At 69.3% G+C, this 19125-nt stretch carries 19 protein-coding genes; 5 read left to right on the top strand and 14 right to left on the bottom strand.

Features of this window, described 5'->3' with window-relative positions; genetic code table 11:
* Window positions 1-100: 100 nt before the first annotated feature.
* Window positions 101-547 carry a thermonuclease family protein gene (locus tag ACUN0C_RS11660; RefSeq protein ID WP_445466541.1) on the top strand — a complete coding sequence of 149 codons (447 nt, stop codon included), beginning with the start codon at window positions 101-103 and terminating at the stop codon, window positions 545-547.
* A 39-nt stretch (window positions 548-586) separates the two neighbouring features.
* Here ACUN0C_RS11660 and purH read toward each other — a convergent pair whose 3' ends face one another.
* From purH to htpX, 4 genes are all read right to left on the bottom strand, one after another.
* Window positions 587-2203: a bifunctional phosphoribosylaminoimidazolecarboxamide formyltransferase/IMP cyclohydrolase gene (gene purH / locus ACUN0C_RS11665; protein ID WP_445466542.1), complete on the bottom strand. Its 1617-nt coding sequence runs from the start codon at window positions 2201-2203 to the stop codon at window positions 587-589.
* 65 nt (window positions 2204-2268) lie between these two features.
* A complete protein-coding gene (locus ACUN0C_RS11670; RefSeq protein WP_445466543.1) occupies window positions 2269-3945 on the bottom strand; it encodes a heparinase II/III family protein in 1677 nt (558 codons plus the stop codon).
* Between the two features lie 6 nt (window positions 3946-3951).
* The gene (locus ACUN0C_RS11675) at window positions 3952-5301 is read right to left on the bottom strand and encodes an RsmB/NOP family class I SAM-dependent RNA methyltransferase (RefSeq protein WP_445466544.1); all 1350 of its coding nucleotides are present in this window, start codon (window positions 5299-5301) and stop codon (window positions 3952-3954) included.
* 56 nt (window positions 5302-5357) lie between these two features.
* Window positions 5358-6311, bottom strand: a complete 954-nt coding sequence (gene htpX, locus ACUN0C_RS11680) for a zinc metalloprotease HtpX (RefSeq protein ID WP_445466545.1) — start codon at window positions 6309-6311, stop codon at window positions 5358-5360.
* 95 nt (window positions 6312-6406) lie between these two features.
* Here htpX and ACUN0C_RS11685 point away from each other — a divergent pair, with 95 nt between their 5' ends.
* Window positions 6407-6622, top strand: coding sequence for a DUF1674 domain-containing protein (locus ACUN0C_RS11685; protein ID WP_445466546.1), 216 nt, complete (start codon window positions 6407-6409; stop codon window positions 6620-6622).
* A gap of 63 nt (window positions 6623-6685) precedes the next feature.
* Entirely contained in the window at window positions 6686-7135 is a 450-nt protein-coding gene (trxC, locus tag ACUN0C_RS11690; RefSeq protein ID WP_445466547.1) for a thioredoxin TrxC, read from the top strand.
* A gap of 32 nt (window positions 7136-7167) precedes the next feature.
* On the opposite strand, the gene ACUN0C_RS11695 is transcribed toward trxC, so the two are convergent.
* From ACUN0C_RS11695 to ACUN0C_RS11710, 4 genes are all read right to left on the bottom strand, one after another.
* Window positions 7168-7785 (bottom strand): TPM domain-containing protein, encoded by a 618-nt coding sequence (locus ACUN0C_RS11695; protein WP_445466548.1) that lies wholly within the window; start codon window positions 7783-7785, stop codon window positions 7168-7170.
* A complete protein-coding gene (locus tag ACUN0C_RS11700; RefSeq protein WP_445466549.1) occupies window positions 7785-8555 on the bottom strand; it encodes a TPM domain-containing protein in 771 nt (256 codons plus the stop codon). The genes ACUN0C_RS11695 and ACUN0C_RS11700 overlap by 1 nt, the downstream gene beginning before the upstream one ends.
* Before the next feature lie 8 nt (window positions 8556-8563).
* Window positions 8564-9151: a LemA family protein gene (locus tag ACUN0C_RS11705; protein WP_445466550.1), complete on the bottom strand. Its 588-nt coding sequence runs from the start codon at window positions 9149-9151 to the stop codon at window positions 8564-8566.
* 63 nt (window positions 9152-9214) lie between these two features.
* The gene (locus ACUN0C_RS11710) at window positions 9215-9646 is read right to left on the bottom strand and encodes a hypothetical protein (protein WP_445466551.1); all 432 of its coding nucleotides are present in this window, start codon (window positions 9644-9646) and stop codon (window positions 9215-9217) included.
* Window positions 9647-10478: 832 nt separating this feature from the next.
* Between ACUN0C_RS11710 and ACUN0C_RS11715 the strand changes: the two genes are divergently transcribed.
* Window positions 10479-11777: an anti-phage dCTP deaminase gene (locus ACUN0C_RS11715; RefSeq protein ID WP_445466552.1), complete on the top strand. Its 1299-nt coding sequence runs from the start codon at window positions 10479-10481 to the stop codon at window positions 11775-11777.
* Between the two features lie 136 nt (window positions 11778-11913).
* On the opposite strand, the gene rlmN is transcribed toward ACUN0C_RS11715, so the two are convergent.
* The 3 genes from rlmN to ACUN0C_RS11730 all read right to left on the bottom strand — a co-directional run bounded on the left by rlmN (window position 11914) and on the right by ACUN0C_RS11730 (window position 14290).
* Window positions 11914-13107, bottom strand: a complete 1194-nt coding sequence (rlmN, locus tag ACUN0C_RS11720) for a 23S rRNA (adenine(2503)-C(2))-methyltransferase RlmN (RefSeq protein WP_445466553.1) — start codon at window positions 13105-13107, stop codon at window positions 11914-11916.
* Between the two features lie 90 nt (window positions 13108-13197).
* The gene (locus ACUN0C_RS11725; RefSeq protein WP_445466554.1) at window positions 13198-13701 is read right to left on the bottom strand and encodes an invasion associated locus B family protein; all 504 of its coding nucleotides are present in this window, start codon (window positions 13699-13701) and stop codon (window positions 13198-13200) included.
* Window positions 13702-13903: 202 nt separating this feature from the next.
* Window positions 13904-14290 (bottom strand): YkvA family protein, encoded by a 387-nt coding sequence (locus ACUN0C_RS11730; RefSeq protein WP_445466555.1) that lies wholly within the window; start codon window positions 14288-14290, stop codon window positions 13904-13906.
* Between the two features lie 96 nt (window positions 14291-14386).
* Between ACUN0C_RS11730 and ACUN0C_RS11735 the strand changes: the two genes are divergently transcribed.
* Window positions 14387-15172, top strand: coding sequence for an SDR family NAD(P)-dependent oxidoreductase (locus ACUN0C_RS11735; RefSeq protein ID WP_445466556.1), 786 nt, complete (start codon window positions 14387-14389; stop codon window positions 15170-15172).
* A 151-nt stretch (window positions 15173-15323) separates the two neighbouring features.
* On the opposite strand, the gene ACUN0C_RS11740 is transcribed toward ACUN0C_RS11735, so the two are convergent.
* From ACUN0C_RS11740 to ACUN0C_RS11750, 3 genes are all read right to left on the bottom strand, one after another.
* Window positions 15324-17369, bottom strand: a complete 2046-nt coding sequence (locus ACUN0C_RS11740; RefSeq protein ID WP_445466557.1) for a TRAP transporter permease — start codon at window positions 17367-17369, stop codon at window positions 15324-15326.
* 29 nt (window positions 17370-17398) lie between these two features.
* On the bottom strand, window positions 17399-17974 hold the full coding sequence (locus tag ACUN0C_RS11745; protein ID WP_445466558.1) for a pyridoxamine 5'-phosphate oxidase family protein: 576 nt from the start codon (window positions 17972-17974) through the stop codon (window positions 17399-17401).
* A gap of 81 nt (window positions 17975-18055) precedes the next feature.
* The gene (locus ACUN0C_RS11750; RefSeq protein WP_445466559.1) at window positions 18056-19120 is read right to left on the bottom strand and encodes a TAXI family TRAP transporter solute-binding subunit; all 1065 of its coding nucleotides are present in this window, start codon (window positions 19118-19120) and stop codon (window positions 18056-18058) included.
* Window positions 19121-19125 lie beyond the last annotated feature (5 nt).

Raw genomic sequence — 19125 nt, forward strand, 5'->3', positions numbered from 1 at the left:
AACCGCTCCGCCGCCCGCCTTCCCGACCCGCTCCGCCGCCCGCCCTCTCCCGACTCGCCCGAGCCTTGCCCCGACACGCCGACTCGGGGTATACAGGAATATGTTCCTATTTCGAATCGCCCGGACCGTGCTCGCCGCGCTGGCGCTCCTGAAACTCGCCTCGGGGCCGAGCCTTGCCGCCGAGACCGTTGCCGGGCCGTACCGCGCCGCGGTGGAGCGGGTCGTGGACGGCGATACGATCGCGGTCCGGGTGCCGATCTGGATCGGGCAGGAGATCCGGGTGCTGGTGCGCATCCGCGGCGTGGACGCGCCGGAGCGGCGGGCGCGCTGCGCGGACGAGAAGGCCGGCGCGGAGGCGGCGGCCGCGGCGCTCGCCGACCTCGTCGATGGGGCCGACGTGGTGCTGACCGGGATCACCGGCGACAAGTACTGGGGTCGCGTCATCGCCGACGTCACCGCGCCGGACGGCACCGACATCGGGCACGCGCTCCTCGAGCGCAACGTCGCGCGGCGCTACGAAGGCCGCGCGCGCGGGGGCTGGTGCTGAGCCGGAGGCGGCTCCGGCGTCGGGCGGCCCGCTTGCGCCTCAGTGCCGGAAGTGGCGCATGCCGGTGAAGACCATGGCGATGCCGGCCTCGTCAGCGGCCGCGATCACCGCCTCATCGCGGAGCGAGCCGCCGGGCTGGATGGCCGCGGTGGCGCCCGCCTCGACCGCGGCGAGCAGCCCGTCCGCGAACGGAAAGAAGGCGTCGGAGGCGACGACCGAGCCCTGCGCCAGGCTGCCGGAGAGGCCGGCGGCCTTCGCCGCCTCCTCCGCCTTGATGGCGGCGATGCGGGCCGAATCGAGCCGGCTCATCTGGCCGGCGCCGATGCCGACCGTGGCGCCGTCGCGGGCATAGACGATGGCATTCGACTTCACGTGTTTGGCGACCCGGAAGGCGAAGAGGAGGTCGGCGCGCTCGGCCTCCGTCGGGGCGCGGCGGGTGACGACCTGGAGCGCTTCCGCCGTCACGGCCCCGGCGTCGCGGCCCTGGACGAGGAGGCCGCCGGCGACGCTCCGCACGAGCAGCCCGGCGGCGCGCGGGTCGGGCAGGCCGCCGGTGAGGAGCAGGCGGAGGTTCAGCTTTTCCGCGAAGACGGCCCGCGCCGCCTCGTCGGCGTCGGGCGCGACGACGACCTCGGTGAAGATCGCGGTGATGGCACGCGCGGCCGCCTCGTCGAGGGGGCGGTTCACGGCGACGATGCCGCCATAGGCGGAGACGGGATCGCAGCGGAGCGCCTTTTCGTACGCTTCCACGAGATCGTCGGCCAGCGCGACGCCGCAAGGGTTTGCGTGCTTGATGATCGCGACGGCGGCATGCGCCTCCGGCGCGAACTCGGCGACCGCCTCGAAGGCGGCGTCGGCATCGTTGATGTTGTTGTAGGAGAGCGCCTTGCCCTGAACCTGGCGGGCGGTGGCGACGCCGGGCCGCGCCTCGCCGGTCAGATAGAGGCCGGCCTCCTGGTGCGGGTTCTCGCCGTAGCGCAGCCGCTCCGACAGCCGGCCGGCGATCGTCAGGCGCTCGGGCAGGGTCTCGCCGAGGACGGCCTCGTACCAGCGCGCGATCGCGGCGTCGTAGGCGGCGGTGCGGGCGAAGGCCTTGGCGGCGAGGCGCCGGCGGAGCGCGCGCGGCACGCCCTGGTGCGCATCGAGCGCCTCCAGCACGGCGCCATAGTCGGAGGGATCGGTCAGAACGGTGACATGAGCGGCGTTCTTGGCGGCGGCGCGGATCATCGCCGGCCCGCCGATGTCGATGTTCTCGATCGCGGCGCCGAACTCGGCGCCGGCGGCGACGGTCTCCTCGAACGGATAGAGGTTGACGGCGAGGAGGTCGATGCCGGCGATGCCGTGCTCCGCCATGGCGCGCGCGTGGCCGGGATCGTCGCGGAGCGCGAGCAGTCCGCCGTGGATCTTCGGGTGCAGCGTCTTCACGCGGCCGTCCATCAGCTCGGCCATGCCGGTGACGGCGGCGACCTCGGTGACGGCGAGGCCCGCCTCGGCGAGCATGCGCGCCGTGCCGCCGGTGGAGACGAGCTCGACGCCCCGGGCCGCGAGCGCGCGGGCGAGGTCGAGGAGGCCGGCCTTGTCGGAGACGGAGAGGAGGGCGCGGCCGACCGGCGCGATGTCGGGGCCGTCGGGCGCGAGGCGGGCGGACGCAGCCATCTGATCTTCCTGGCGATGTGAGTTCGGGCAGCGCGTAGCACGCGGCGGCGCGGCAGCGCAAAGGCTCAGCGGATGCGCTCGAAGCGCCAGCCGATGGCGGGGTTCTTCTGCACGACGTCGCGCAGCACGATCTGGTGCGTGCGCCGGGTGCCGACCACGTCGGACAGCATGACGCTGTCCTCGATGGTCGTCGGCGCGCTCGCCTCGAAGCGCCACACCTCGCCGTTCGGAAGCGTGAGGTCGACGTTGTTCGGCAGGTCCGCCGGCACCGCCTTCACCGTCGGATGAAGGTGGAAGCGAACGGCGAAGTGGGTCACGGGCTGGAGCGCGTCACCGGGAAAGAGGTCGCTGCCGTGCACGCCGGAGCCGTCGGCGGCGATCACGAGGCGGCGCTGGTGGACGAGGCCGAGGCGGCGCTGGTAGCCGTCCTGGGCGAGTTCCAGGATGACCCGACCGTCGGACAGCCGCTCGCGCCGCACGGTGGCGTTGCGGGGGCCGGCGACGATGTGGGCATCGGATTCCGGCCCGTCGAAGCGGCAGGAGGAATAGTCCTCGAGCACGGCGGTCGAATGCGCGGCGGTGAGCCGCGCGGCGCGGCGGAGTTCGCGGTGGCGCGCGGCCGGCGCGCCGCAATTGATGACGATGCGGTGCGCGCCCGACGAGAGCTCGAAGGCCAGCGCGCCGGCATGAGCCTGACTGGAGAGCGCGATCGGCGGTGGCCGTCCGGCGTCGATCAGCATCAGCATGCCGCCGGCCGCGACCCGCTCGTAGCCGGAATAGACGGCGCTGGAGATCGGAGCGCCGAGCGCTTCGTCATAGGCGAGGAGCGCCGGCACCAGGCTGGAGGCCGAGGCGGCGGTGCCATTGAAATGCGCGAAGCTGCCGTCGGCGTGCCGGAAGAAGCGCAGCATCGGCAGCATGCGGTCGATCGAGCCGATGAGGAGCGGGGACGGGCTCTGCCCGCGCGCGACGAGCGCCTGGCGGAGCGGCAGGAGATCGACGAGGGCGTCGACGAGCGCGGTCGGATTGCGCGAGACGTGGCCGCCGTCCGGCAGGATCTGGATCTCGAGCTCGTGGTCGAGCCGCTCGAGGCCGGCGCGGGCGAGCCGCTCCTGGCGGGTGAGGGAGAGGCCGATGGCGGCCATCGCGATCGCGGCCTTGAGCCGGGGCAGTCCGGGTTCGCACGCGCCGATGCCGTTCTTCAGATAGGCGGCGTGGCCGAGCAGGCAGCGCACGAACCGGCGGTAGCCGCCGTGGTCGGCATCCGCCAGGATGAGCGGCGACTGGGCGAGCAGCGAGAGCGCCCGCTGCGCGGCGACCTCGGTCTCCCAGGCCGGGCCGCCGGCCGGCTTGCCGAAGAGCTTCTGCCAGTCGCTCACGACGGCGCGGGCGTTGGAGCGCGCGAGCGGCGTGTCCGCGGCGCGCAGGTGCCGGAGCCAGCCGAAGCCGTGGAGCTCGCGCAGCCAGTCCTGCGACGGCGGCACCGCATGGAACGGCGAGCCGCCCTCGCTCTCGAGCACCTGGCCGGCGAAGACGTAGCGGCCGGCATAGATGTCGAGCGCCACCGTCGGATCCGCCGTGCGGATGTCCGGGGGTGCGATCACGAGCTCAGAGGCGCCGCCGCGCCGCGCCCTCCAGCGGCCGATCGGGCCGGCGGCGGCGCCCTGGCGGAGCTTGCGTCCGACGCGGCCGGCGCGGTGCAGGGCCAGGCGGAACCGGTCGCCCGGCGCGATCGCAATCATATGCGGCTATTCGCGTTCTTCATTTCCGGCGAGCATAGCCGAATCGCGGTGGCGCACGAAACGGGCAGCGAAGAAACCGTCGAGCCCGCGCACCGGGCAGTCCGGCCCGAAATCCATCGAAGGGAGCGTGCGAAGCGTACCGTCCGCGGTGAGGAAATGCGGAAGGCCCCCGACCTCCTCCGGGCGGATCGGGTCGAGCCGGAAATCCGGGTGCGTCTCGAGGAAGGGGCCGACCTGCGCTTCGCCCTCCTCCGGCTCCAGCGAGCAGGTGCAATAGACGAGCGTTCCGCCCGGCTTCACCCACCGGCTCGCGCGTGCGAGCATCCGGGCCTGGAGTGCAGCAAGCGTTGCGATGTCGTCCGGGCTCTTCAGCCAGGCGATGTCGGGATGGCGGCGGATGGTGCCGGTCGCCGTGCAGGGGGCGTCGAGCAGGACCCCCTCGAAATCCTCGTCGGGCTCCCAGGCGAGGAGGTCGGCGGCGACCGTCCCGACCGAAAGGCGCAGGCGCGCCATGTTGGCCGCGAGCCGCCGCAGCCGGCTCGCCGACAGGTCGAGCGCGGTCACCCTGCCGCCGGCCGCGGCGAGCTGCGCCGTCTTGCCGCCGGGCGCCGCGCAGAGGTCGAGGACGCGCTTCCCCGCGACGTCCCCGAGGAGGCGGGCCGGCAGGGCCGCCGCGGCGTCCTGCACCCACCACTCCCCCTCCGGATAGCCGGGCAGCCCCGACACGCGCGGCATCGTCTCCAGCCGCACGGTGCCGGTCGGCAGCGCGGTGCCGCCGACGCGTTCGGCGAGGCGCCCCGCGTCCGCCCGCGGCGTGAGGTCGAGCGGCGGGCGGCCGAGATGTGCCTCGGCGATGCGCTCCGCTTCCGCCTCGCCATAGGCGGCAGCCCAGCGCTCGAACAGCCAGCCGGGCGTGTCGAGCCGTGCCGCGTCGGGCCGGCCGGCGAGCTCCCTGCGTTCGCGCGCGATGCGCCGGAGCACGCTGTTGACGAGGCCCTTCGCGGCGCGGGTGCTGCGGTCGAATCCCGCCTGGCTGACGGCGAGGCTGACCGCGGCGTGATCGGGCACGTCGAGGAAGAGGATCTGGGCCGCGCCGACGGCGAGCAGCGCATAGAGCCGGTTGGCATCCCGCTCGAGCGGCCGCTCGAGGCAGCGTGCGAGGGCCGCGTCGATCTCGCCGCGGCGGCGCAGCGCTGTCGAGACGATCTGGCGGACGAGCGCGCGGTCGCGCGGCGGCAGGGCGCGGAAGCCGGCGATGCCGCCTTCGTCGTCGACGAGCGCATCGAGCGCCACGCCGCGCGTCAGCACCTTGTCGAGCACGGAGGCGGCGGTCGTGCGCACGGCGAGGCCGGGCATGCCCCCGGCCTGCCTCTCTCGCGTCTGCGTGCGCTCGCGCCGGCGGGGCTGGCCGCTCACCCCCAGGGACCGCCGCGCGGGGCCCGCCGGCCCGCACCGCCCCACGGGCCGCTCGGGCGTCCGGCCGGCGCGGCAGGCGCGGCCTCGGACGCGAACCCGCCGCCGCCCGTCGTGCCGGCGAGCTGCTGCAAGGCGGCGATCCGGTTCTCGGTCGCCGGATGCGTGGAGAAGAGGTTGTCCATGCGCTCGCCGGAGAGCGGGTTGATGATGAAGAGCGGCGCGGTGGAGGGATTGCGCTCCGCGGAATCCATCGGGATGAGGTGCGCAGCATTCGCGATCTTGGCGAGGGCGGAGGCGAGCCACATCGGCTGGCCGCAGATCTCCGCGCCGCGCCGGTCGGCCGCGTATTCGCGCGTCCGGCTGATCGCCATCTGCACGAGCATGGCCGCGAACGGCGCCGTGATCGCGGCGAGGATGACCGCGATGAAGCCGAACGGGCTGTTGTTGTCGCGGTTGCCGCCGAAGAAGAAGGCGAAGTTGGCGAGCATGGAGATCGCGCCGGCGATCGTGGCCGTCACGGTCATGATGAGCGTGTCGCGGTTCTGCACGTGGGCGAGCTCGTGCGCCATCACGGCGGCGACCTCCTCGGCCGTCAGCCGCTGCAGGAGCCCGGTGGTCGCGGCCACCGCCGCGTTCTGCGGGTTGCGGCCGGTGGCGAAGGCGTTCGGCTGCGCGTCCTCGATGACGTAGACGCGCGGCATCGGCAGGCCGGCATTGGCCGCGAGCCGCTCCACGATCCGGTAATATTCCGGAGCGCTCCGCGCGTCGACCTCGTGCGCATTGTGCATGCGCAGGACGATCTTGTCCGCGTTCCAGTAGCTGAAGAGGTTCATCGCGGCGGCGACGAGGAAGGCGATGAAGGCGCCGTTCGCCCCGCCGACGAGATAGCCGACGCCCATGAAGATCGCGGTCAGCGTCGCGAGCAGCATAGCCGTCTTCATCAGGTTCATCGGTCGTGACCTCGCAAGGGCTAATCCCGCTGAAGCGCGGGGAAAGGTTGCCTATATGATGGGTCGGCAAAGGGTCTTCTTCAATGGAACGGAGCATGGACGAGCGGACGGCGGGCAAGGCCCGCGAGGATGGGCGCCCGCTCACCCCGGAAGCGGAGCGGGCGCTGGCCGAGGCGGCCGAACGCCGGCGCGAACGGGAAGCTGCCGAACGCGCGGCCGGCCCGGCGCCGCGCGAGCTCGACGGCCCGAAGGGGCCGGAGCCGGTGCGCTACGGCGACTGGGAGCAGAAGGGGCGTGCGACCGACTTCTGACGCGGCGGCACTGGCACCGCCGCGCGGCATGCACCAGATGATAGCCGACGAAGAGGTGCCGCGATGCACGAGACCGTGAACGTCGTCTGCCCGACCTGCGACGCGGTGAACCGCGTGCCGAGAATGCGCCTCGCCGAGGGCGAGCGGCCGGTCTGCGGCAAATGCCGGAAGCCGCTCTTCGCGGGCCATCCGGTCGCGCTCGACGAGGAGGATCGGTTCCGGCGGCACCTGGAGCGGAGCGACCTCCCGGTCCTCGTCGATTTCTGGGCCGAGTGGTGCGGCCCGTGCCGGATGATGGCGCCGGAGTTCGAGGCGGCGGCGGCGGAGCTCGAGCCGCGGGTCCGGCTGGCCAAGGTCGACACGGAGCGGGCGCAGGGCGTCGCCGCCAAGCTCGGAATCCGCGGCATCCCGACCATGATCCTCTTCCGCGGCGGCCGGGAAATCGCGCGCCAGAGCGGCGCGACCAACCGCCAGGGCATCGCCCGCTTCGCCGAAGGGCACCTGCGCGCCTGAAGCGGCTGGTCCGTGGCGCCGCCGCGTTCCGTTCAGATCTCCACCAGCCGGTCGGGCAGCTCGTTCCGGGCGGCGTCCGTGCGGGGGAAATGCTCGCTGAGCACCGCGCCGGCCGCGCCGATCGCGGCGACGAGACCGTCGGCGAGCCGGCCTGCCGCGATCGCTTGGGTGAGCTCGCCGACGATGCCGTCCCAGACCGCCTGCGGGACCTTCTCGTCGATGTTCCGATCCGCGACGATCGCGGCGTAATGCTCGGCGAGCGAGACGAAGACGAGCACGCCGGTGCGGTCGGCCGTGGCATGGAGGTTGTGGGCGAGGAACTGCTCCGTGGCGTGCCGGCCGGCGCGCGCCTCCTGCACGCTGCGCGGCACGATCCACATGCGAACGGACGGCACGAAGGCCGCCGCGCCGAGCGCGAGGAAGGCGGCCGCCTGGCCGAGCACGAGCGAGAGCGCGGCGACGTCGCGGAGGATCACGGCCGTCGCGATGCCGCCGAGAAGGGCGGCAAGGGCGGCCCACATGATCGCGATGAAGGCGTAGCTGTCGCTCTCGCGGGCGAGCACGGCGAAGATCTCGCCGTCCGTCGCGGCCTCGGCGGCGCGAATGGCGGCGGCGATCCTGTCGTGCTCGGCGGGGCTGAGGACGGCCATCACCAGCGCCCCGACGCGCCGCCGCCGCCGAACGAGCCGCCGCCGCCCGACCAGCCGCCGCCTCCGCCAAAGCCGCCGCCGCGGCGCCCGCCGCCCCAGCCGCCGATCATCGGCGGGACGACCATGCCGCGCCTGCGGCCGCGCCGACCCGTCCGGTTCGAGATCACGATCCAGAACACGATCATGGCGATCACGAGGATGGTGGTGACGGTGTCGCCGGCTTCCGGCTGGGCCGTCTTCGCCGTCTCCTCCGCGCGCGCCTTGTAGGCCTCGGCATCGCCGCCGAGGACGGCGAGGATGTCCTCCACGCCCCGCCTTATGCCGCCGGCATAGTCGCCGGCGCGGAAGCGCGGCAGGATGCTGCCCTCGATGATGAGCCGCGAAACCGCATCCGTGAGCAGCGGCTCGAGCCCGTAGCCGACCTCGATCCGGACGGCGCGCTCGTTCGGCGCCACGAGCAGGATCACGCCGTTGTCGGCCTCCTTCTGGCCGATGCCCCAGTGCCGCCCGAGCGCGACGCCGTAATCCTCGATCGGGTAGCCCTCGAGCGAGGGGACCGTCGCGACCACGACCTGGTTGCGCGACTTCGCCTCGTGGTCGGCAAGCAGCGCGTCGAGCGCGCGCTCGTCCTCGGGCGAGAGGAACCCCGCCGCATCGACCACCCGCCCGGAGAGCTCGGGAAAGGTCTGGGCATGGGCCGCCGCGCCGGCGAGGAGGAACGCGAGCGTGACGAGGATCGCGAGGAGGGCGGCGGGCGCGCGGGCCTGCATGGACCGGCTCAGAACCGCACCTGCGGATTCTGCATCGTCTCGTCGGCGACGGTGAAGTTCGCCATCGGCTCGTTGCCGGCGTAGAGCGTCATCGCCCAGAGCCGGCCGGGGAAGGTGCGGAGCTCGGTGTTGTAGCGCCGCACGGCCTCGATGTAGTCGCGCCGGGCGACCGCGATGCGGTTCTCGGTGCCCTCGAGCTGGGACTGCAGCGCCAGGAAGTTCTGGTTCGATTTCAGGTCCGGATAGTTCTCGACGATGGCGAGCAGCCGCGACAGCGCGGAGCCGACCTGGCCCTGCGCCTCCTGGAAGCGCTGGAAGGCTTCCGGGTTGGTGAGGATGTCGGGCGGCACGGTCATCTGGGTGGCGCGGGCGCGCGCTTCCGTGACCTCGGTCAGCACCTCGCGCTCCTGCGCGGCGTAGCCCTTTACGGTCTCCACGAGGTTCGGGATGAGGTCGGCGCGGCGCTGGTACTGGTTGAGCACCTGGCTCCAGGCGGCCTTCGCCTCCTCCTCGTAGGTCGGGATGTTGTTGACGCCGCAGCCGGCGAGGACCGAGACGAGCGCGACGATCGCGAGAAGGCGGGGGAGAACTCTCATCTGACCCTCCGTACGGCCGGGCCCACGGCCGGCAGGTGCTTCAAAGCTGCTTCTGCAGTGGGGCTAAACGACCGGCGAGTCCACCGGTTGCCGCATCCCGGCGCCGCGGCCGGCGATCAGCCAGAAGGCGAGGCCGGCGACGGTGCCGGTGGCGGCGAAAAGCCGCGCGTCGGCGGCCGCGAGCGCGCCTTCCCCTTGCATGAAGAGCCCGGCGCCGAACCCGATCGCGGCGCCGACGAGAAGATAGTAGAGCATCGAGCGGATGCCGAAGGCCTCGGCCGCGAGGATCGCGGCGAGCGCCGGCACCGCGGCGACCGCGCCCGCGGTGGCGGCGACGCCGAGGACGAGCAGGACCGTCTCGGCCCGGTGCGCGCCGAGATAGGCGCCGTCCGGCCCGAGCCCGATCACGGCGAAGACCAGGAAGAAGCCGCCGGCGAGGCACGCGCCGACATAGGCGAGCGGCAGGAGGAGGAAGAGGCGGAGCACGACCCGCATCGTCAGGCGCCGGCGACGGCCTCCCGGTAGATGGCGTTCAGCGTTGATGCCGTGCAAACTCCAAACGTAAGCGCGCACAGCGGCATAGTGGCCCTCCACACGGGCGGCTCGAGGACGCAGTTAAAGTAGAACCGAAGTTATAGGCAACCGCTCTGCACCAGGGTCGGATTGGGGCTACCTACAATAGAACTGACCGCGCTGGGATGTGACTACGAAAGCGCATCGACGCGTTCCCAACGTTCGAGAGATTGCCTCCATGGCGGCAATCCGGCTCGGACGTACGGACTACCGGCTGCTTTATTTGACAACCGAATCGCGACGAGACTTCCCGGCGGCGCTACCTCCGGTTAGCATCGCTTGAATCATGTTGTCATGGATCAGCAATGGACCGCGGCGGAGAAGGGGGCGCTCCAGCAAGTCTTCACAAAGCCGCTGAAACTCGCGGGCAGCCGACTCCATTTGGTCCGGTTCGCAAGCTGGCCTCGTCGCCTCCGAGTGCTTTCCCACGGTTGCCCCCCCCCACCGGTTCGAATCGGATCATACGCAACGGACGATGTGTGCGCTACTGAGTGGTTGCAAAAAATGGTAAAAAATGCCTCACCAAAGCCGATCCAGAGTCGCAAAAAAAGTGTGACTATAAATATAATAAACCCCGAAATAGTGATTGGGATAGTTGGTCCGATCGGGGTTGATCTAGAATCTGTCATCCGGTCCTTGGAAGTTGCGTTTTCGAGCGTCGACTACTCACCCGTCCAAATACATCTTTCGGAACGCATGCGAACTGAACGAGTGCGAACAAAAATCGACGAGAGCTCATATTATAATAAATATTGTGTCATTAATCAAGTATGCCAACGCGTACAGACGAATAGCAAGGAACAAGGCGGCCCTCGCAGGGTTAGCCGTACTTGAGATACGAAAGGAACGTGGGGAGTTGTCGGGCTCCCGAGCTGAACCCAAACTTGGGGCAGCCTATATTGTGCGGCAGTTTAAGCGTCCCGAGGAAATTGAATTGATGCGACGCGTCTACGGCCGCAAGTTTGTACAAGTGTCTGTCTATGGCAGTGAAATAGAGAGACGCCGGACGTTAATAGAAAAAATTCGAGGTTATGAGCGCTCTCCAAAGACGGACTCAGAATGCGAGCGTCTTGCCATAAAACTGATTGAAATTGACAATAATCAGGTTGATGATGAGAATGGGCAGCGGGTGTCCGACGTATTTCACCTCGGGGACGTCTTTGTGAATGGCACAAATCAAGAAGACACCAGTGATACAATAAATAGATTTGTTCGAGCGTTCTTCGGTGATAACCGGGTCTCACCTAGTAAGGATGAATACGGGCTATATACAGCTGCCGCAGCATCCCTTAGGTCTATAGACCTATCACGTCAAGTCGGCGCTGCCATTTTCAGTAAGAATGCTGAAATAATCGCCCTAGGGTGCAACGAAGTGCCAAAAGCGGGTGGGGGAACATACTGGGAAGATGATGCAGAGAAGACGTTTCGTGACGCAGACAAGGGGAGCGACGCGAACCAGGAGAGAAAAACAGAAATCCTTTACGATCTCGTTAGGCGCATGTCCGACGAAAGATTATTGTCTCATTCGCTGAGGACCTTCGACGATGTTCAGACGTATGTGACAAGGCTCACCTCTAGCACACGTATAAAAGACGCCCAGATCATGGATATTATTGAATTCGGCCGGATGATTCATGCCGAAATGTCCGCACTGTCAGATGCAGCCCGCCTGGGGCGATCCGTGATGGGTGCAACATTGTTCTGTACTACCTTTCCATGCCATTTGTGCGCCAAACACATCGTGGCATCAGGAGTGGATAGGGTCGTCTTTCTTGAGCCGTATCCAAAGAGTTGGGCGATGAAGCTGCATGAGGACGCTATAACGTTTGCCCCGAGTGAAACCAAAAAAGTGTTATTTCAACCGTTTATCGGTATATCGCCTCGAAGATATCGTGACATTTTCGAGAAGCAGAAAAGAAAAGACGGTAGCGGAAAGATAAAGGAATGGTATGAAGGAGCTCCAGCGCCACGGATTGAAGACCGCAGTAGTGCGTACATTGAGAACGAGGCACCGCTCGCGGTGTCCGTGCTAGGGTGTATCTATGGTCCATAGTCGCAGGAGTGCGATGCCTCTGTAAAGCGGTGATCAGAAGTGTGTTCATGTATTGCCGCGGCGACCTCCGGACTGAGCATTCGTTCTAGCCCGCGGAGCGGCAGGAGGAGGAAGAGGCGGAGCACGACCCGCATCGTCAGGCGCCGGCGACGGCCTCCCGGTCGGCCTTCCGCATGCGCTCGCTGGCGCTCTTCAGCTGGCCGCAGGCGGCGAGGATGTCGCGGCCGCGCGGCGTGCGGATCGGCGAGGCGTAGCCGGCGCGGTTCACCACGTCGGCGAAGGTTTCGATGCGCTCCCAGTCGGAGCATTCGTAGGGGCTGCCCGGCCAGGGATTGAACGGGATGAGGTTGATCTTGGCCGGGATGCCCTTCAGGAGCCGAACGAGCTCGCGCGCGTCCGCCAGGCCGTCGTTCACGTCCTTCAGCATCACGTATTCGAAGGTGATGCGCTTGGCGTTGGAGAGGCCCGGATAGGCGCGGCAGGCGTCGAGCAGCTCGGCGATCGGCCACTTCCTGTTGATCGGCACCAGCTCGTCGCGCAGATCGTCGCGCACGGCATGGAGCGAGATCGCGAGCATGGTGCCGATCTCGGCGCCCGCCTTCGGGATCATCGGCACGACGCCGGAGGTGGAGAGCGTGATGCGCCGCCGCGACAGCGCGAGGCCCTCGCCGTCGGCCACGACCGAGAGGCCCTGGCGGACATTGTCGAAATTGTAGAGCGGCTCGCCCATGCCCATCATGACGACATTGGAGACGAGCCTTCCCTCGGCGGGCACGATCGCGCCGGCGGGCGTCGCGGCGTCCGGGAAGTCGCCGAGCCGGTCGCGGGCGACGAGCACCTGGGCGACGATCTCCTCGGGCGTCAGGTTGCGCACGAGCTTCTGCGTGCCGGTGTGGCAGAAGGAGCACGTGAGCGTGCAGCCGACCTGGCTGGAGACGCACAGCGTGCCGCGGCCCTCCTCGGGAATGTAGACGGTCTCGATCTCGACGGGGCGGCCGGCGCCGCGCGCAGGGAAGCGCAGCAGCCACTTGCGCGTGCCGTCGGCGGAGACCTGCTCGGCGGCAATCTCGGGGCGCGCCAGCGTGAAGCGGGCGGCGAGCGCGTCGCGCAGCGCCCGCGAGACGTTCGTCATCGCGCCGAAGTCGCTGGCGCCGCGCACGTAGAGCCAGTGCCAGAGCTGGGCGACGCGCATGCGGACCTGCCGCTCCGGCACGCCGGCATCGGCGAGCGCGGCGGCGAGGCCGTCGCGGTCGAGGCCGATCAGCGACGGCCTGTCGGCCGCGGGCGCCGCAAGCGGCGCCGGGCGCATGTCGATGAGCGTGGCGGTCATGGCCGGTCTTCTATCACGGGCGTCGGAACAGGAAAACGGCCGCCCGCGGCGGCCGCTCCGACGGAAGATAGGAAGGGAGGGCGGCGCGCGCTACCGGCACTCCGCCACGATCTTGTCGCTCGCCGCCGTCACGCCGGACAGCGAATAGCTGTAGCTCGTCTCGTTGCCGCGGCCGGAGGTGGCGGTGACGGTCATGCTGCGGCCGGCCTTCATGGCGGCGAGCAGCTTCGCCTCGTCGGAGGCGTTGAGCAGCCACGCGCTGTCGCCCTGGGTGAAGAGCGTGAACTTCTGCCCGTCGATGTCGACGGTGGCGGTCGAGCTCTCCCGGAAGGGATAGCCGGCGACGAAGTTCGCCTCGCTCTGGATACCCTCGGCGGGGCTGCGGCGGATGAAGAACGAGATGTCGCCGTGGTTCAGGTTCTGCGGCCGCATCGTCTTCGGGGTGGAATGGATGTAGCAGACCTTGCCCTTCGAGCCGGCATAGGTCCAGGCGGACCAGTCGTTGAACTTGCCGATCGATGTCGGCGTCTGCGCGAAAGCGGCGGAGGTCGTGAGAAGACCGGCAGCCAGGGTCAGAAGGATCCGATGGTTCATCTTGGGGGGTCGTTCCGTCTGGTTCGATTGAAACGCGGCTCCGATCGGCTCTCGAAGCAACGACGACACAGTCATCATGTGATCGGCCAACAGGGTTACAAAAGGGTGAACGACGCGCCCGAACGCCGTCGTGCGCGGTCGCCGTCGAGCCCCCGGGCCGCTCTTTTCGATTGAAACAAGGCGACTTTTTGACTGCCCGCCTTCAGCGCCGCCCGGCCGGCTCCTCCGGCATGCCGGCGAGGACGCGTTTCGCCGCCTCCCGGTGCTCGTCGCGGATGGAGCTGCCGACGGCGGCGAGCGCGGCGGCGAGCACGGAGGCGTCGTCCAGGAAGCCGAGCCCCATCAGGAAGTCGGGCACCACGTCGACCGGCGCGACGAAATAGGCGAGCGCGGCGATCAGCGTGAAGCGGGCGCGCGACGGCGTCCGGGAATCGAGCATGGCGTAGTAGCCGGCGACCACGTCCTCCATGAAGGGGATCGCGCGGAGCGCCTTCCGGACCGTCGGCCAGAAGCGGTCGCGGATCGTCTTCTCCTTCGCCTCGGCGTCTTCGGGCCCGAGGATCTCGATGTCGGGGGTGATGCGTTTCATCGCTCCTCCTGTCGCCGGCAAAGGTGGCGATCGGGCGCCGCTTTCACAAGCATCCCCGCTCGGCTATGACGGCGCGAGCATCACCGGGAGAACGCGATGAAGCTCGAGTCCTCGATTGCGGCGGTCGTGACCGGCGGGGCGTCCGGCCTCGGCGAGGCGACCGCGCGCATGCTCGCCTCCCACGGCGTCAAGGTCGCGCTGTTCGACCTCAATGCCGAGCGCGGCGAGGCGGTCGCGGCCGAGATCGGCGGCGTCTTCGCCCGCGTCGACGTCACCGACGAGGCGAGCGTCGAGGCGGGCCTCGACAAGGCCCGGGCCGCGCACGGCACGGAGCGCGTCCTCGTCAACTGCGCCGGCATCGTCATGGGCCGCCGCACCGTGACCAAGGACCGGGAGACGGGCGCGATGCGCCCGCACGACCTCGGCTCGTTCCGCAAGGTGATCGAGGTGAACCTCCTCGGGACCTTCAACGTGGCCGCGAAATCGGCGGCGGCCATGTCGGCGGAGGCGCCGCTCACCGAGGACGGCGAGCGCGGCGTGATCGTCATGACGAGTTCGGTCGCCGCCACAGACGGCCAAATCGGGCAGGCCGCCTATTCGGCGTCGAAGGGCGGCATCCTGGCGCTGACGCTCCCCCTCGCGCGCGACCTGATGACGTCGGGCATCCGCGTGCTGACCATCCAGCCGGGCATCTTCTGGACGCCGATGTTCAGCGAGATCGCGCCGGAATACGCCAAGGCGCTCGCCGACAGCGTGCCCTATCCGAAGCGGCTGGGACGGCCGGAGGAATATGCCGACCTCGTCCGCTTCCTGTGCGAGAACGCCTACGTCAACGGCGAGGCGATCCGCCTCGACGGCGCCATCCGCCTCGCGCCGAAATAGGCCGCCTAAAGCCGCTCCCGCCACCCCTGCCCCTTTCTCCGTCGTCATGCCCGGGCTCGACCCGGGCATCCAGGACAGCCCCGCGACACGGCACGCGCCTTGTGGATCGCCGGATCAAGTCCGGCGATGACGACAGTGGGGGAGGCCGGGCCTATTCGTCGGCGCGGGCCGCGACGGCCGGCCCCCGCGCGAGGAGCGGGCGCGCGAGGATCGGCACGAAGAGCAGCAGGCCGATGATGGTCGTCGTGAGTTCGGGTGCGACCAGCAGGATCGCCGCGAAGGCGAGCAGGAGCCGCTCGAACCAGTAGAGCGGCCCCGTCAGCCAGCCTGAGAACGCCGCCGACAGCGCGATGATGCCCACGACCATGCCGCCGAGCGCCAGGAAGAAGCTCTCCCACGTGAAGCCGTCGACGACGAGGAGGAGCGACGGCGAGAAGGCGAAGACGAACGGCACGAGCACCTTGCCCATGCCGAGCCGGAAGGCGGTGTTGCCGGCCTTGAACGGGTTGGCGTTGGCGATGCCGGCGGCGGCGTAGGCGGCGAGCGCGACCGGCGGCGTGATGTCCGCCAGCACCCCGTAATAGAACACGAAGAAATGGGCGACGATCGGCTGCACCCCGAGCAGGCCGAGGATCGGCGCCGCCACGCTCACCATGATCAGGTAGTTCGCGGTGGTCGGGATGCCGCAGCCCATGACGATGCAGACCGCGCCGGTCAGGAACAGCGTGATGAGGAGCGTCATCGCCGCCGTCGTCATCAGTTCGAAGGGGAGGAGCGCCTGGATCGCCTCCGCCCAGCCGGCGGCGGTCGAGGTGACGATGTAGGCGACCTTGAAGCTGACGCCGGTGAGCGTCACGACGCCGATGATGATGCCGACCGTGGCGGCGGCCGCGCCGACGGCGAGCGCGTATTTCGCGCCGGTGACGAAGCCCTCGAAGATGTCGGCCGGGGTGATGCGGCGGCGCGGGTTGAGGAGGCCGACCACCATGCAGGCGGTGATGCCCCAGAACGCCGCGAGATAGGGCGTCCTGCCGTTCATCAGCACGGCGATCAGGATGAAGAGCGGCAGCAGCGTCGGCCAGTCGCGCGCGAGCACGACCTTCACCTTCGGCAGCTCCTCGGAAGTGAGGCCGCGCAGGCCCTGGCGCTTGGCCTCGAAATGGACCTGCATCAGCACGCCGAGGAAGTGCATGGAGGCCGGCACCATCGCGGCGAGCAGGATGTCGGTATAGGGGATGCCGAGGAACTCGATCATCAGGAAGGCGGCCGCGCCCATGACAGGCGGGGTGATCTGGCCGCCGGTCGACGAGGCGGCCTCCACGGCGGCCGCGAAGTGGCGGGGATAGCCGATCCTGACCATCGCCGGGATGGTCAGCGAGCCGGTCGTGACCGTGTTGGCGATCGAGGAGCCCGAGATCGAGCCGAGCAATGCCGAGGACAGCACCGAGACCTTGGCCGGGCCGCCGGCGAAGCGGCCGGCCGCGGCGGAGGCGAGGTTGATGAAGAGCTCGCCGAGCCCGATCCGGGTGGCGAGCACCCCGAACAGCACGAAGTGGAAGACGTAGGTCGCCACTACGCCCACCGGCAGGCCGTATATGCCCTGGCTGGTCAAATAGAGGTGGTTGACCACCGTCGACCAGCTCGCGCCGGGATGGACCAGGACGCCCGGCGCGTGACGCCCGAAGACGGCGTAGGCCATGAAGATCAGCGCGATGATCGGCAGCGGCCAGCCCATCGAGCGGCGCGTCGCCTCCAGGAGCACCACGATCAGGATGGTGCCCATGGCGACGTCGATCGGCAGCGGGTTGCCGACCCGGAAGGCGAGGTCCTGGAAGGTCCAGGGCACGTATAGCGTGGCGATCACCGCCAGGATCGCGAGCGCCCAGTCGAGCAGCGAGATGCCGGCCGGCCGGTACCAGGTGCTCGTGCGCAGCACCTTGCGGCCGCTCTTCGTCGCCGCGAAGACGATGAAGATGAGCGCGAGCACGAAGGCCATGTGCACGCCGCGATGCGTGACCTCGCGCAGGAGGCCGAAACCGGCCGTGTAATAGTGGAAGACGGAGAGCGAGAAGAGCAGGATCGCCGCGATCCAGCCGGCGGCGCGGCCGAGCGGCCGGAACTGCACTTCCGGGTCGAACCGCTCCTCGAGCTCCTTCGCCTTCGCCTCGTCGAATTCTGCCGTCGGTCCGTTCGTCATGGCATCCCGTCCGTCGTGCGAGGGCGGCATCAGGCGATCTCGGCCGTTTCGGCGGTGCCCGTGAGGCCGGTCGGCAGCCCGTCCAGGCTCGCGGCGTTCTTCTCGCGCCGGTACGCTTCGAGGCCGGCCTCGCCCTTCGCCTCCGCCCAGCGGGCGAGGTTCGGGCGCTCGCCGCGATGGTCGAAGAGCGGCACGCCGTAGCCGCACGAGGTCTGGACGAGATCCACGTCGACGACGACGATCTGGCGGGCTCCGAGCGGCTCGTCACCGCCGAAATGCTCATCGAGCATGGCGGCATAGGCGGCGCCGCCGCGCGGCAGCACGCGGCCCTTGCCGTAGAGGCGGAGGATGCGGGGGGCGCCGGAGAAGGCGCAGGCCATGATCGTGATCCCGCCGCCGGCCAGGATGTGCGCGGCGGTTTCGTTGCCGCTGCCGGTCTGGTCGAGATAGGCGACGCGGTTGGGGCCCAGCACGCGCAGGGCGCCGATCTCGCGCGGCGAGACGTTCACGCGCGATCCGGGCGCCGCGGAGGCGACGAAGAAGACGTGCTGGTTGAGCAGGAAGTCGCGCAACGCCGGCTCGATGGTCGGGAACTGCCTGGCCAAGCGCTGCCTCCGGGTCTGCAAGGGATGAAACGTCGGGGGAGCCGGCCGGCATGGCGGTCCCATGCCGGCCGGATCGGGTCGTTACTGCTTCGGCGCTTCGGCCGGGGCGGCCGCACCCGCCTCGCCGGCGGTCTTGCCCTCGTTCAGCACACCCGCTTCCTTGTAGAAGCGCTCGGCGCCCGGGTGAAGCGGGATGCCGACGCCGTCCAGCGCGGTCTCGAGCTTGATCTCCTTGCCCTTGGCATGGCCGGAATCGAGCAGCTTGCGGGTGTTCTCGTTCCACAGCGCCTTGGTGATGCCGTAGACCAGCTCCTCGTCCTGGTCCGCGCTCGTCACCCATTGCGCGCCGACGGCGAGGGTGTGCACGTCCTGGTCGACGCCGCGATAGGTGCCGCCCGGGATGGTGTGCTCGGCGAAGAAGCCGTATTCGGCGAGCACCGCCTCGGCCTGCTCGCCGGCGATCGGCACGACGACGATGTCCTGCGAGGTGGCGAGCTCGGCGATCGCGCCGGCCGGGAAGCCGCCGACGAAGAAGAAGGCGTCCATGTTGCCGTCGCGCATGAGGTCGCCGGCCTGGTTCGGCTTCAGGTACTCCGCCTCGATGTCGTTCTCGGTGATGCCGTAGGCCTCGAGGATGATGCGGGCATCGACGAGCGTGCCGGAGCCGGGCTCGTCGAGCGAGACCTTCTTGCCGCGCAGGTCGGCCGGTGTCTGGATGCCGGAGGCCTTCGAGGCGACGAGGTGGATCGATTCCGGGTAGAGGTTGGCGATCGCGCGCACCTTCTCGACGGCGCCCTTGCCCTCGAACACGCCCGTGCCGGAATGCGCCCAATAGGCGACGTCCGACTGCGAGAAGCCGGATTCGACCGTCCCGCCGGCGATGCCGTTGATGTTGGCGACCGAACCGTTGGAGGCGACGGCCGTCGCGACCAGGCCCGGCACGCCGCAGCTGCCGCCTTCCTCGCAGGTGCGCGAGCCGGGCGGGTTGGAGATGGCGTTGGCGAGAAGCCCGCCGATCGGGAAATAGGTGCCGGCGGTGCCGCCGGTCGCGATGCGGAAGAACTTCATCTCCTGCGCGCCGGCGATGCCGACGGCCAGGGCGCCCGCCACCGCCACGGCGATGCGGAACGGCTTCATGAATGTCATTGAGG

The organism is Faunimonas sp. B44 (assembly GCF_052655945.1).